This window comes from Thermoanaerobacterium thermosulfurigenes (assembly GCF_051201035.1).
Lineage (GTDB): Bacteria > Bacillota > Thermoanaerobacteria > Thermoanaerobacterales > Thermoanaerobacteraceae > Thermoanaerobacterium > Thermoanaerobacterium thermosulfurigenes.
The window spans coordinates 1,322-15,488 of sequence record NZ_JBPODR010000019.1; the positions used below are offsets into that span (position 1 = coordinate 1,322).

Annotated in this window: 9 protein-coding genes and 1 CRISPR repeat array; all 9 genes read right to left on the minus strand. The window is 33.7% G+C overall.

Annotation, left to right across the window (positions count from 1 at the left end; translation table 11 throughout):
* Positions 1 to 66: 66 nt before the first annotated feature.
* A CRISPR array of direct repeats spans positions 67 to 4,560; the repeat unit is 30 nt; unit sequence GTTTCAATTCCTTATAGGTAGGCTAAAAAC.
* Between the two features lie 163 nt (positions 4,561 to 4,723).
* A complete protein-coding gene (gene cas3 / locus HNR52_RS08320; protein ID WP_435620281.1) occupies positions 4,724 to 7,087 on the minus strand; it encodes a CRISPR-associated helicase Cas3' in 2,364 nt (787 codons plus the stop codon).
* Positions 7,065 to 7,778, minus strand: a complete 714-nt coding sequence (gene cas5b / locus HNR52_RS08325; protein ID WP_435620282.1) for a type I-B CRISPR-associated protein Cas5b — start codon at positions 7,776 to 7,778, stop codon at positions 7,065 to 7,067. Before cas5b ends, cas3 begins: the two co-directional genes overlap by 23 nt.
* A 64-nt stretch (positions 7,779 to 7,842) precedes the next feature.
* Positions 7,843 to 8,754, minus strand: a complete 912-nt coding sequence (gene cas7b, locus HNR52_RS08330; RefSeq protein WP_435620283.1) for a type I-B CRISPR-associated protein Cas7/Csh2 — start codon at positions 8,752 to 8,754, stop codon at positions 7,843 to 7,845.
* Positions 8,754 to 10,511, minus strand: coding sequence for a TIGR02556 family CRISPR-associated protein (locus HNR52_RS08335; RefSeq protein WP_435620284.1), 1,758 nt, complete (start codon positions 10,509 to 10,511; stop codon positions 8,754 to 8,756). The genes cas7b and HNR52_RS08335 overlap by 1 nt, the downstream gene beginning before the upstream one ends.
* A 14-nt stretch (positions 10,512 to 10,525) precedes the next feature.
* Entirely contained in the window at positions 10,526 to 11,266 is a 741-nt protein-coding gene (gene cas6 / locus HNR52_RS08340; protein WP_013789009.1) for a CRISPR-associated endoribonuclease Cas6, read from the minus strand.
* A gap of 152 nt (positions 11,267 to 11,418) precedes the next feature.
* Entirely contained in the window at positions 11,419 to 11,790 is a 372-nt protein-coding gene (locus HNR52_RS08345; protein WP_435620285.1) for a hypothetical protein, read from the minus strand.
* Positions 11,791 to 11,803: 13 nt separating this feature from the next.
* A complete protein-coding gene (locus HNR52_RS08350) occupies positions 11,804 to 12,658 on the minus strand; it encodes an RAMP superfamily CRISPR-associated protein (RefSeq protein ID WP_435620286.1) in 855 nt (284 codons plus the stop codon).
* Positions 12,645 to 13,424: an RAMP superfamily CRISPR-associated protein gene (locus HNR52_RS08355; RefSeq protein WP_435620287.1), complete on the minus strand. Its 780-nt coding sequence runs from the start codon at positions 13,422 to 13,424 to the stop codon at positions 12,645 to 12,647. The genes HNR52_RS08350 and HNR52_RS08355 overlap by 14 nt, the downstream gene beginning before the upstream one ends.
* Positions 13,417 to 14,166: a type III CRISPR-associated RAMP protein Csx7 gene (csx7, locus tag HNR52_RS08360; protein WP_013299035.1), complete on the minus strand. Its 750-nt coding sequence runs from the start codon at positions 14,164 to 14,166 to the stop codon at positions 13,417 to 13,419. The genes HNR52_RS08355 and csx7 overlap by 8 nt, the downstream gene beginning before the upstream one ends.
* Between the last annotated feature and the right edge of the window lies 1 nt (position 14,167).

Here is a 14,167-nt window from a genome sequence, read left to right on the forward strand (position 1 = left end):
TTTCAATTCCTTATAGGTAGGCTAAAAACAAAAGAAAGGATTGATAAAAAATGAAAAAAGTAACTGGTTTCAATTCCTTATAGGTAGGCTAAAAACAAAAGAAAGGATTGATAAAAAATGAAAAAAGTAACTGGTTTCAATTCCTTATAGGTAGGCTAAAAACTGTTTTTGAAAAAGTTATTAAAGAACGTTTAGGAGTGGTTTCAATTCCTTATAGGTAGGCTAAAAACCCAAAAGCATATAAAGTTTTTGATCCAAAACTTTAGTTTCAATTCCTTATAGGTAGGCTAAAAACTGATGAATGACTTTCTTCTGTGGAATGCGGAAACAATAGTTTCAATTCCTTATAGGTAGGCTAAAAACGGCAAGGACTTCACCTATCCTTGCCTTTAAAAATTTTAGTTTCAATTCCTTATAGGTAGGCTAAAAACATTTGCAAGTCGATATATCGAATATTGCATTTTAATGTTTCAATTCCTTATAGGTAGGCTAAAAACTTCTACTTCTATTACATGTGCCATTCGATGCCTTTTTAGTTTCAATTCCTTATAGGTAGGCTAAAAACCAAATACCGCTGAACCATTTAAAGATAATACGCATATATTGTTTCAATTCCTTATAGGTAGGCTAAAAACAAGCTTCCAATTGTTTTTCTGTTACCTTGTGTTGTGTGTTTCAATTCCTTATAGGTAGGCTAAAAACTGCTTCTCCGATTCAGAAAGCTTACTATGGTATCATAGGTTTCAATTCCTTATAGGTAGGCTAAAAACAGGTTTTTAAGGCATTTTTGTATATACCCATACTGGTTTCAATTCCTTATAGGTAGGCTAAAAACGTTAAAGCAGAATTCCTCTTTTGTACATCAGATTCAATGTTTCAATTCCTTATAGGTAGGCTAAAAACTGTTATTAGGAGGAACGGAAAAAGAAAATTACCTTGCATGTTTCAATTCCTTATAGGTAGGCTAAAAACTTACATCTATTTCAGAAATACAAGATGCTATGACATAGTTTCAATTCCTTATAGGTAGGCTAAAAACGGGTGAATGTTAACACGCCATTGCTATCCGTATATTTGTTTCAATTCCTTATAGGTAGGCTAAAAACGAATAAAATTCCTCTTTTATTTTTTTGCCTATTTTTAAAGTTTCAATTCCTTATAGGTAGGCTAAAAACTATGCCAACAAGTGCAAGTACGCCAGCAGCCTATGGGTTTCAATTCCTTATAGGTAGGCTAAAAACTATAGAATCAAACCCATTTCCAATTATGGCATCTCTGTTTCAATTCCTTATAGGTAGGCTAAAAACAACAGGGCTTTATTTTTTTATTTCTATTTTAAGATATAGTTTCAATTCCTTATAGGTAGGCTAAAAACCATGATAGAGAACTGGAGAAAATCAGGGAAACCTAGTTTCAATTCCTTATAGGTAGGCTAAAAACTGCCTTGCAAAAGTGACGTTAAAACTGTCTTTGTTGGGTTTCAATTCCTTATAGGTAGGCTAAAAACGAAACAATTTGATCTGTCATACCACTAAAAGCAGTAGGTTTCAATTCCTTATAGGTAGGCTAAAAACCTGCTGATGCAGTGTTTGCAGCGGTTACTGAGGGTAGTTTCAATTCCTTATAGGTAGGCTAAAAACTTACACCAGCAAACATAAACGATCCTAATATAACATGTTTCAATTCCTTATAGGTAGGCTAAAAACGTATCAGAAGAAGGACTAAGAGAAGAACTATTAGAGTTTCAATTCCTTATAGGTAGGCTAAAAACACTGATACTGGTTCTTTGTCTAATTCTCTTGCTTCGTTTCAATTCCTTATAGGTAGGCTAAAAACTATGCATGCTGACGGGATAATTGTTAATTTAGAGAAGTTTCAATTCCTTATAGGTAGGCTAAAAACATATCCGAACTTATAAACTTTAAAATCAAATTTTAGTTTCAATTCCTTATAGGTAGGCTAAAAACATTATACATTGATGGTACTCTTGTAGATAGTTTCACTGGTTTCAATTCCTTATAGGTAGGCTAAAAACATTGATGATGTTTTGGGAAGGTGATTCTTATTGTAGTTTCAATTCCTTATAGGTAGGCTAAAAACGAAGGATATACAATCTTTAATCATTGCATAAATAAGTTTCAATTCCTTATAGGTAGGCTAAAAACTATGCATGCTGACGGGATAATTGTTAATTTAGAGAAGTTTCAATTCCTTATAGGTAGGCTAAAAACGATAATAAAAAATAATAATAAAAAGGAGAGAATAAAAAGTTTCAATTCCTTATAGGTAGGCTAAAAACCAAAAAATTCCTCCATTGGCTCTCCTTCTATAATTGGTTTCAATTCCTTATAGGTAGGCTAAAAACCATAAATGGCGAGCCATTATCAGGCTTTGATAATTGTTTCAATTCCTTATAGGTAGGCTAAAAACTAAATCTTTAAAACGGTATTTGTTTTGCTGCAAATATGTTTCAATTCCTTATAGGTAGGCTAAAAACATTGCATATAACAAATTGGAACAAACATCAAAACATGTTTCAATTCCTTATAGGTAGGCTAAAAACATGTTTAAAAATTATATATCCTTCAGTTTCTTTAAATGTTTCAATTCCTTATAGGTAGGCTAAAAACTTCGTTAAGCCTTTGTATCTCTGCATTTACTATGTCCGTTTCAATTCCTTATAGGTAGGCTAAAAACCTTTTTGCATGTTCTACAACTTGCTCGATTGGCCAAGTTTCAATTCCTTATAGGTAGGCTAAAAACTCCTCTTTTAACCTTTCTTTATTTCTCCTAAATTCCTCGTTTCAATTCCTTATAGGTAGGCTAAAAACGTACACATTCACATAGACAAAAGGATGCAATATCCTAGTTTCAATTCCTTATAGGTAGGCTAAAAACTGATGATGAAAAAATTGATTATATAGAAAGTTTACCGTTTCAATTCCTTATAGGTAGGCTAAAAACGTTAGTTGCTGTTTATCTATATCGCCAACTTCAATATCGTTTCAATTCCTTATAGGTAGGCTAAAAACGTTTATTTCTGCAATATCTTCCTTGAAGTTTTGCAAGTTTCAATTCCTTATAGGTAGGCTAAAAACGCATAAATTGTAATGCAATAAACGGTGCTGTTTGAGTTTCAATTCCTTATAGGTAGGCTAAAAACTAAAGAGCTTAAAGATATAAAGAAACGACTTGAAAAGTTTCAATTCCTTATAGGTAGGCTAAAAACAAATATTGCCGTATCGGCTACGGCTGCTAATATAGCGTTTCAATTCCTTATAGGTAGGCTAAAAACTAAGTTGGGTTATAATTGTATTCTTGTCGCACAGTAGTTTCAATTCCTTATAGGTAGGCTAAAAACGTGGGAGCTTGGTTTTATCATCTGGATTTTTTAATATGTTTCAATTCCTTATAGGTAGGCTAAAAACACAGTGTATGGGCTTTGTTCGGGACCAGACACAGACCTGTTTCAATTCCTTATAGGTAGGCTAAAAACCCAGATATGCAGAAAGCAGTGTGGAGCACAGAATATGGTTTCAATTCCTTATAGGTAGGCTAAAAACTTTTTAAAAAAAGGATTTGTTCTTCAATGGTTTCTCGTTTCAATTCCTTATAGGTAGGCTAAAAACAAACATATTCGCTTATGCCTTTTTTAGAAGTCAATTAGTTTCAATTCCTTATAGGTAGGCTAAAAACCATTATTCTTGCGTTCATCATACTGTCACCTTTAACTTGTTTCAATTCCTTATAGGTAGGCTAAAAACAAACAAAGCCCTGGGGAAAATTTCAGATCACTGGATTGTTTCAATTCCTTATAGGTAGGCTAAAAACTTGCTGCTTCAGCTGCATTTCCTGTTTCGATGTAAGTTTCAATTCCTTATAGGTAGGCTAAAAACCAAAGTGGGTGAAAGTAAGTTTGGTTTATTACATCATAGGTTTCAATTCCTTATAGGTAGGCTAAAAACCATAGATCACTCTCCCAAAATTTTTATCCAATTTAAGGTTTCAATTCCTTATAGGTAGGCTAAAAACTTCTCCAAATTGGTACAAGAAAAACATTATATCTTGTTTCAATTCCTTATAGGTAGGCTAAAAACCACTGTCAACTGCTATAACATTAAGTCCAAGGCCTGTTTCAATTCCTTATAGGTAGGCTAAAAACCTTCTATAGCAGTTCCTACTTTAACCACACAACCTAAGTTTCAATTCCTTATAGGTAGGCTAAAAACTCACCACCTTTTACTATTTTTTCTTTGTTGCTTTGCTGTTTCAATTCCTTATAGGTAGGCTAAAAACAAGTGCAAGGTGCTAATCTTGTTGCTTTAGGGAAGAGTTTCAATTCCTTATAGGTAGGCTAAAAACGGAAGAATTTAAAAAAATTTATCCTACTCTTGTTAGGTTTCAATTCCTTATAGGTAGGCTAAAAACTTGCCAAGTTAAAGGTGACAATAAACTTCTAACCGAGTTTCAATTCCTTATAGGTAGGCTAAAAACTTGACAATGTATATAAAATGTATTACAATATAATTGGTTTCAATTCCTTATAGGTAGGCTAAAAACACGTTAGAACATAGAAAATTCAATACACTTATCTTGCATAAAATTTATCTCGTGTAAAGCTTATGACTTTATTATACCACAAACTTCCGAAAACTCAACTTATCGTTATGACAATGTGTCGTCGATATCCAGCATTTTTTGCACTATTGTACATCGACGACATTCACCAAATGCTTAATACATCGCTCGTTTTAAACCCTGTTTCACTATCGTAATAATCTTTTAAAGAAGCAGCATTGACATATTTGAAGCCTTCTACTTCTGCAGGCATGTTTTCTGTTTTCTCTGGTATTGATATCACGTATTTATAAAAATCAGCTTTAAATTCGTCAAATATACTCCGCCTTTTAAACAAATTTTTTATTTTTTTAAGGTCAATATACCTTTGCCATAAGTCTATTGCTTCTTCGTTATACTCTATAAACACATCTACTTTATAATATTCATCATCAATAAGTTTAAATTTGCTTATACTTGGCATACCATCATCACTGTCGTACCTTAATTTGAATACAGCATCTAAAATGTCAATTGTTTCTTTTGATGAAAGGTTTTGTGATATCTCTCTATAATAACGATCTATTATATCTAAAAAATCTTTTTCTGATATTATCTCGTACTCTGACAATATCCTTTCAGTAATATTGAGCATAACTTTATTGTAAATCCTTAAAGCGTATTTTCTATTTTTTTCATCAATCAGCGACACTACATATACTTCTCCTTTTTTCTCCCAATTTCTGTTGCATCTACCTGCTGATTGATTTATAGAATCCATCGGTGCCAAATCTCTTACAACAACGTCAAAGTCTATGTCTACACCAGCTTCCACAAGTTGCGTCGTAACAGCATATTTTATGCTTTTTGTCTTTAAAAGATTTATCCTTTCAAGCCTTTCATGCGGTATTACATGGGTAGACATGTATATTATTTCTTCATCTGGCAACTTTTCTTTTAATAATTGATAAAATTGTCTCGCTGATGATATGGTGTTTAGTATAAAAAGATAGCTTCTTCCATCTTTTAAGTCAAACACGTCTATTAGCTCATCAAGGTGCATGTCTTTTTGAAAGACCGGCTTTATCACTACTCTGTTCATTTGATTGAAATACCTTGTTTTGTCTGTAAGCTGCCTAACTTCATTATCGTCAAATATCATAGGCTGTGTTGCCGTAACAAATATTATGTATGAATTCAATTTATATGCAACTGCTTTTAAGACTTCTTTCACAAGCTTCCAGTAATAAAATGGTATTGACTGAACCTCATCAAGTATTATTATGGAATTTGCTATTCTGTGAAATTTTCTTAATGCACTGTTTCTGTTAGACAAAAACGTATGAAAAAGCTGTATAAATGTCGTAACTATGATTTCCGAATTCCAACCTTCAATCATTATTTTTGACTTTTCTGTATCAAATTCTGTTTCATCATCACTGTATTTAACTTCTGAAAGATGATGATGCTTAAGTAATACACTTGTGTTAACATTTATGTTGTTTGTTTTTAATATCTTTTCAAATTCCTGATAATTTTGCTCTATTATACTTAAATACGGCAAAGAGTAAATAATTCTGAATTTTTTGTTATACACATCGTGAAGCTTCTTTTTCAGTTTTAACGCAAAAGATATAGATGCCAAGGTTTTCCCAAGCCCTGTAGGAAGGTTTATGGATAAAATTCTTTCATCTACATTTATTTCATTTTCATTTACTTCTCTATACGCATTTTCCCTTAATACATTTATTTTACTATCTTTGTATCTAATCTTTGATTTGTATTTATCAACTGCATCATCCATCAATTCCGTATAAGATGACGAAATCTTTCCAATGACGACTTCGCTTTTATCTGCATCTATAAGCAACGAAAATACATAGTTTATGAGAATATAATAAGTCAAATCCTCTTTTTGTCTTATCTTCCTTAAATATAACCTTATGCTTCTCATCTCATTTTTTATATCCTCTATATTATTAGCTACAGTTGTCTTATTAAGATCAATGTTTAATCCAACTTTCCTTAAATTATCGCTTAATATCTTAAATTTTATGTCGTCTATGCTTTGAAGTTGAGATTTCATTATTTCTATGTCGCTGTCTTCTAAAGAAGCTTCTGTCACTACATCATTTAGATTTCCATGATGCTTTTTCACAGCTATATAAGATATAAATGGAAGCAATATTTTAGTATCATTGTCGATGTCTAATCCGCTTATCTCCTGCTTTACAGCAAAATAAGCTATAATCGCCGAAATCAACGAATGATGTGTTTCTTTCTTTGATTTTAGCTCTTTTTTCTTATTGTCATCTTGTGAAGTTAAATATTCTTGAAAAAAACTTGTAGACTTACCAAGATCATGGCATAAAGCCACAATCTTGATAAGGCTTGATAACAACTCCTCATCCATCAAATTAACCTTGGCTTCACCTAAAAACTTTTCTGCCAGCTCTGCACATCCTACCAAATGCTCCTCTAAATATTTATCAGGATGTGAATAAAGCTCAGAAAAACACGATGTGTTCATCATCTATCACCCAACTACTTGATACATAAGATCTTATGCTTTTGCCATTCGCTTCATATACTACATCAGCATAATCCAATACAATTCTTTCTTCATCCATATCGGCAGGAATCTTTTCTTTAAAGTATTTTTTACCATCTTCAAAAACTATCTTATCTTCCAAAATATACTTATATGGTAAAACGGAAGATACAAAAACCTCTGAATTTTTCTCCTCAAAAGCATCTTTTACGCCCACAAATCTATAATCTGCAATCATTTCACTTAATCCTAAAGAAACTGTGTACACATTTTGATGATTTTTTAGTTTTTCAATTATGTCATTAAAAAGATCTTCATCTGTGTGATGAAAATATATCCTGTACATAGGGTCTTTTAAAAGCTCCATCTTTACCTGCGTTCGGGCTTCGTGATTTTTCTTTTTAAATGGGATCCAAAAATTATCCTTTGTATTTATTAAGTTGAGGCCCATCCTGATTTTTTTCACCGGATTTAGAATTCTCACCGCCAATTTGCATTTTTCAGAGCTTAGAACTTTTAAATAATCTTTTTTCCCTATTCCCTCTATCGCACCTATTAATCCTTTTATAGTCGGCGGCGGGGGAAATGAAAAGGTAAGAGGCGATGATGTGGTATAGTACTTCTTAAAATGCCCAAAATCACCGTATACGTCAAATATCAATAATTTCATTCTATACATTCCTTTCTCAAGAACTTCGCTACTATCTTTTCCTGAGACATTTTCTAAATTTATCTTAAAAGCCTAATTTTTCTACAGGAAAGTCCTTTACCACATCACCAAAATCACATGCGACACCATCTACTGCAAAAACTGCCCTTTCATCTACTGCATATCTTAGCTTTTCTATTTTGCCTTTGTTTGCATTAAGGCTTTCGATTAATTCTTTTATCTCGATCTTTCCGTCTTTAATGTCCCTCAATTCTTCGTCTTCTACATTGTGGACAAATTTTATCCTTTTATTTAACTCACCTATCTGATAATTTTTTTCTTTCATGACTACCTGAAGCAAAAATCTCGGCATGTGTCCCATCTTTGAATTGGACATAAGATTTTTGGTGCCATTCCACATTGCTTCCAACATCAGATTTACATCGTCATCTGTAAGAGGTATGTTCTGATTTTTAGCTGCATTTTCATTTACAATGCCATAAAATGAGATAAGTGAATATGGAAGTATATACTTCTCTGTAAATGTTCCTTGACTGTTGCCACTTTGTGACGGCATTACGGTTGTGCCTTTTATGTAAGTCATATTGACCTTGTGAAGGGACCTTCCAAATCCAAACTGAACGGGACCTGTTAAAGTCATAGTTTTGTCCTTCACTGCTGTTGTAGCTCCAAAAAGCCGCACATCTATGCATTTATTGATGATATCATCATTCGAACCGAAGTCGCTTATTCTATCATCTTTTGTCCGCAGTTTTCCGCTTTCGTCTCTCGTCTCCAAGATAAATACATCCATCCCTTTATACTCTGCCAAATAATCTCTTATGGTTCTTTTAAGTCTTACGTCTGTCACTATATTTATACCTGTCTCTTCATCGATCCTTGGCTTATTTTCATCCACAGGGTCTCCGTTTGGATTTGCAAAGCTTACATCATAAAGAAAAAGTATCTCTGAGCGGTTGTTTATAATGTTACTCATCATTGTTCCTCCTCTTTGCTATAAATTATTGATGCTATTTCGTCTGCAAGATTTAATCCACAGGCGAAGTAGAAGTTTATTTCATCTACTGGCATATGCCAATCATCTCCTGCTAAAAGAAGATAATTTGATACCTCCTTTGCCAGCAGCCTCTTGCCTTTATCAAATGAATCGTACTCCTCAAGCTTATTCTGAACTTTTGGCAAAAGCCCTCTTATGTCTTTTTCATCCATCTTGAGACTTTTTAGGTTTTTCATGAAAGGCTTTGCACCTCTATCTTTGTACTGCTTTCTGAGAAGCAACTCTGTAAGAGCACCTAATAGCACAAGTCCTCTTTTGATAGGCGTTTCGAAGTTTTCTTCGTACTTTTTAAAGAAATCTGATAACGGTCTTTCCTCCATGGCTTTAACCTCCATTTCTACTAATCCTAAATTTTGTAAAAACTTAATTGTCATCATTCCGTCTTTTATAGCACTTTGATAGTATTTGTCCTGAATGAATTCATCTCTTACCCGTTTCATTATAAATTTTAGTATCAAGTTTATGTCAATTTTCCTGCCTCTAAAAATCCTGTCTGTTAAATCTAAAAAGTAACCGTCAAGATCGCTGTCTCGCTTCTTCATGTCAGACTTAGACAAAAAATTGCGTATATTTCTGAAAGTAAAATTCTCATTAAAAATGCCATCTACTGTGTCTTTCGCCTTGAAAATCTCCCTAATATGTGATGGAAATACGTCTTCTATAAGAAGCAGTATTCTTTCAGCAGAATTTTGCTTTTCTATAAATAGATAATTTAATGAAATTGAGTCATCAGCGTCTTTCAAAAAATACATTATATCGTCTTCATCTGTTATGACTCTTTTCTTCGTTGATTCTTTTAATGACACAAGCCTTGTTGTCTCTTTGAATATGTCCAATATTTCCTCTTTTACAAATCTTTCACCTATTAAAAATTTGGGTATTAGTTGATATTTGAGCCCATAAAACTTAAATGTCAAATTGTTTTCTATGTACTTCTTGCCTTCTTCAAGCTTTAATCTGCAGTCTGGACACACAGGGAAGTTTCTCCACGATTTTTTCTCGTCAAACCCTCCGACTATGTATCCTGTTTTATCAATCGTGTAGAATGCGTACGTGTCAACCTTGCCAAACACCAAATTTTTCTTTTCACCACATATTGAACACACTTTATCATTTGCTGAAAGTTTATTGTATTTTTCATTGTCTGTATCTACGAGGAGTTTTCTAAATAGCGGCATATCGCCAATGTACTTGTATGTACTGCCTTCTACGAATTTCAGCATGAGCACAAACTTATCCTTTTTAGAAGATTGTTTGATAAACTTCACGATTTCTTCTAATATCTCATCTCTATTTTCTTGAATAGCGCTGTTCAAATTTTCAAGAAATCGCCTTTCATCTTCATCGATGTTTAATCCTTTTTTGCTAAGGATTTTAAACCAACTTAGAATCTTACCGTTAAATGTCTTGTCAGGCTCTGTAATCTTTGCGACAGGCATATAACCAGGACCATTGCCACCAGCGCTTGAGTACAAGTACCTTGATATTTTTTGGCTGTCTGTCTCCTCTATCGTCACATCTTTGTACTTTACGTCATCGCCATCTACTGTAAAATTAATGGCTATGACGTTTTTATACGAACCATTTTGATTTGGATCCTCTATAAGAACATCTAAAAGGCTCTTCCTTCCAGCACTTATAGACATCTCACCTATGTCCTTCACAGCATCCAGCATTTTGCGCACCCCTTTTACAATATCTCAAAGCAACCAAAGCCTTGAGAGTTTTTGGCCCCAAGTCCTGAGTAGTAAGCAACCTTCAAAAGATCCGGACTACACTCCACATCATATATTCCCATCCAGCCTTTTATGACTGTATTTTTGTACTTCATGACTTTTTGATATTTCATATTTTCGTCGCCAATAGGGTATAGTTTAAAATATGGATCTTCTACCTCCTCGCCGTAAATCACTTCATATTTTTTCAATAAGTTCTTTAGCAAAATATCAGAAAAGTTTTCATGCCAAGGTGAGTAGTAATAAGTATACCTTACTCCCTTGTCTTCGATTGTAGAGTATGTGACAACAGGCGACAAAAACTTTATTCTTGCCTTTTCTCTAAATACAGGTGGATTTTCGATGTTTATTGAATTAAGCTTAAATGTTTGGTTGTTGAATACGCAATAGTCTTTTTTAAATATGTTTTGTGAAATGTCGTATATAAACTCGTCAATGGGAGAAGATACAGTAAGCTTAAATGGCGGCTTTAGCAATATCTTGTCCTCTCTTTTTAGAAGTCTAAATTCTCCTTCAAGCCTTGAATACGTAAATAATTTAAACTGCCTTTTCCCGTATTTGAAACCTTCATCGTGCATAAATGCGCTGAAATCTCCATCTGTCATACTGTTGTATATAAATCCCTGCACTATGTGATTGTACTGTATAGGCAGGCGTAACTCTTTGTCACCGCTGAACTCCAGTACCACCCTCATCACTTGTTACCCCCTCATTTTCAGAAAGAATTTCCACGCCACATACGCATTAAAAATTTTTCCAATGTAATATATTCTCCAAAATCCTCTATTTTCCTGCTAAAGTTATGGAAAATTTTTAAAAAAAAATAATAAGCGGATAATACCGCTTTTTAAGAAGATCTTTTGCTATGCTCAAATGACTTTACATATCTATTAGCCCAGCACAAAACATAAAGCATTTCATCTGTAGTAAGCCTTGCAAAATCTCTATTGCGACACTCTGCGTTTTTGAAAATGGATAAATACCCTTCTACAAACTTTTTAAAAGCTTCTTTATATGGCTTCCCGCCGCCTAACATAAAAGGCTCTTTATTTATAAGATTAAGCATGCTAAAAAATTTTGTTTTTGCTTCATTTTCATTAGCACTTGTTTTTCTTGCACTTTCAAAGAGGTTTATGACAACGTCTAATATATTTGTCAATTTATTTTTTACGAAATATTGCCCCATATTTACTGCCATATCATAGAGACCATCTTTCACATTATCACCGCCTTCAATATCCTCTTTGATTGTTTACAGTATGCCATACACTCTTTGTGTGTCTTTTGTCCCATGAAAGCAGCTCTTTCAATCTTTTCACATTCTTAGCCACATCGCCATCATTTTCCCCATACCTATTAGCTCTTTTCAATGCATCAATATCATCATCTATTGATTTCACCTTTACAGAGCCGTAATAAGCAGGTTTGCCATAACCTAATTTAAGGTATATATCACCACTCAATCCTAATGAAAAGCACAAGAGATCTAATTCATTATCGTCTAAATCATCAAAAAACACGTCCCCCTCAAATATACTGCCCGGCATCACAAATTCACAAGGTATTGTGCCTTTTTCCATTATATTCACATCTCCATGGTTGTAAAATTTTACACCCTTAAATTTTCCATCGGCATCATAATAGTTCTTGTTCTCTGGCTTTGGTTCGTAAAATGCTGGGATATTTATTATATCTACGCCACTATTTTTCACAAGTACCAAATCAGTAAACCGCAATCTACTTTTCTTGCCTAATGAGCCAAACATATCGCATATTATGCAGTCATTTTGGTCCTTTATATCTTTTCCAATCTTGCGTATGTCTTGTTTTGTGCTTATACAGCTTCTTGATACGCTCTCAGCTATGGCCCTTGCACATCCTTTCAAAGATGAACCAGGTATTATGTATTTGCCATTGTATTTCGCAAATTCTCTATACACAGTACTGCCGTTTTCATTGTAATATCCTGAAAATATGTGGACTGGCGTCACAACTTCGATACTTACTCTAACCTTTCCACTTTTTAATTCATGCGATTTTACGTATTTTTTAGCACCTAATATAGGCACGAAGTTATAAGGTTTCATCAAACTCCACCTTCCCAAAACACTCATCATCCAATGCCAACTTGGACAACTTTTCTCTTAACATTTCCCTGTCAAACTTTCTTTCTATGTAAAATCCATAATCATCATAACCCGATATATTTTTTCTATCGTAGTATCTCATTGTAAACTGAACATTTTGTACAGCCATACGACCAAACCCCCTTGATGTTATACCTCCAAAGACCACATACCCATCGTCGATTTCATCTAATATTTCCGTAAGCACTTTAATCTGCCAATTAAACACATTCTCCATTTTTATTTCGCATTCAAATGTGCCATCTTCTACAACTTCAGGCTCAAATAACGCATTTCTTTTCGATGCCCCTGTTATCCTATCAATGGCTACATTCTTTCTCTTGCCCATCTTAATTTCCCCTATTGGATAAGCATCTTTAAATAGAATTCGGCTCTTTAAAGCAGTATTGCCAAACATTTTACATGCAGGACAGCTTTCTTTGTACCGCTCTTTTCCATCCATACTGCTACTAAGCTTCTTTCCGCAATATTCAGATCCAAATATATCACAGCCTTTTAACTTTTTCTCTGCCCTACTTCTAAATACACCTTTTATACTGCTGCCAGGCATTACTACCGTTAACTTACCATCTTTATAAGACCTTAAAAATTTGTTGTCAGGCACCGTCGGATCAAAATCATTGTTGTCAGCCGCTTTTATTGAAAGAGGGCTCATGGTCTTTAAATAAAATTTAAGATATCCTTCATTGTGCAGTTCTTTAAACATCATTCCACCTCATTTCTTCACTTAAACCATTAGATACGTACTCTTTTAGATTGGATTTATCGACTTTGTATATTTTCTCGTCAATAAGCTTAATAGTTCCTAAACCTCTGCTTGTCATTCCTCCTACTGATATCTGCCCATTTTTAAGCACATTTAGGCAAAGTTTTAAAAGCTCTAAATCGTCGTCATCCAAATTATCCCCTGTCATATAAAGCTCGAACTTCGTACCTGATGGAGTGATCTCGTAATTGTACTTCTTTCCATCTTTTGCAGTGCCTGTATCTCTGTCTATCCCAACGCCATCCCTCATGTCAAAAAAAGTCTTTTCATCTATCGAGTTTAAATCTTTTATAGTAAGTTTTGCTGCTAAATTGTTTGAGCCAAACAGTCTGCAAACATTGCACGACCTTTCATATATTTCTTCAGCAATTTTTTTATAATCTTTGTCGTACTTATCTTTTAACTTTTTAACATAATCACCATTTACACAAGGTTCATCATTAACTATTAGACATGACCTATAACCTTCAAAAGCGCCACTTGAAAGGACTCTTTCAACAAAGCTTCTAAGGACACCTTTTAAACTTGAGCCAGGTATTAAAGGTCGCCCATTTTCATCTTTTATTACTGGTGAATCAACTTCAGTCGGATCCATGCTTTCTTGCCCTTTACCTATGTGAATAGGCTTTAAAGCTACAATTGTACCTTTCACAATATACCTATTTTCAAATTTATCAAACATC

What these genes read in the sequence shown, in the direction of transcription:
- cas3 (WP_435620281.1), bottom strand. Translation starts at nt 7,087, where the DNA reads ATGAACACATCGTGTTTTTCTGAGCTTTATTCACATCCTGATAAATAT.
- cas5b (WP_435620282.1), bottom strand. Translation starts at nt 7,778, where the DNA reads ATGAAATTATTGATATTTGACGTATACGGTGATTTTGGGCATTTTAAG.
- cas7b (WP_435620283.1), bottom strand. Translation starts at nt 8,754, where the DNA reads ATGAGTAACATTATAAACAACCGCTCAGAGATACTTTTTCTTTATGAT.
- HNR52_RS08335 (WP_435620284.1), bottom strand. Translation starts at nt 10,511, where the DNA reads ATGCTGGATGCTGTGAAGGACATAGGTGAGATGTCTATAAGTGCTGGA.
- cas6 (WP_013789009.1), bottom strand. Translation starts at nt 11,266, where the DNA reads ATGAGGGTGGTACTGGAGTTCAGCGGTGACAAAGAGTTACGCCTGCCT.
- HNR52_RS08350 (WP_435620286.1), bottom strand. Translation starts at nt 12,658, where the DNA reads ATGAAACCTTATAACTTCGTGCCTATATTAGGTGCTAAAAAATACGTA.
- HNR52_RS08355 (WP_435620287.1), bottom strand. Translation starts at nt 13,424, where the DNA reads ATGTTTAAAGAACTGCACAATGAAGGATATCTTAAATTTTATTTAAAG.
- csx7 (WP_013299035.1), bottom strand. Translation starts at nt 14,166, where the DNA reads ATGTTTGATAAATTTGAAAATAGGTATATTGTGAAAGGTACAATTGTA.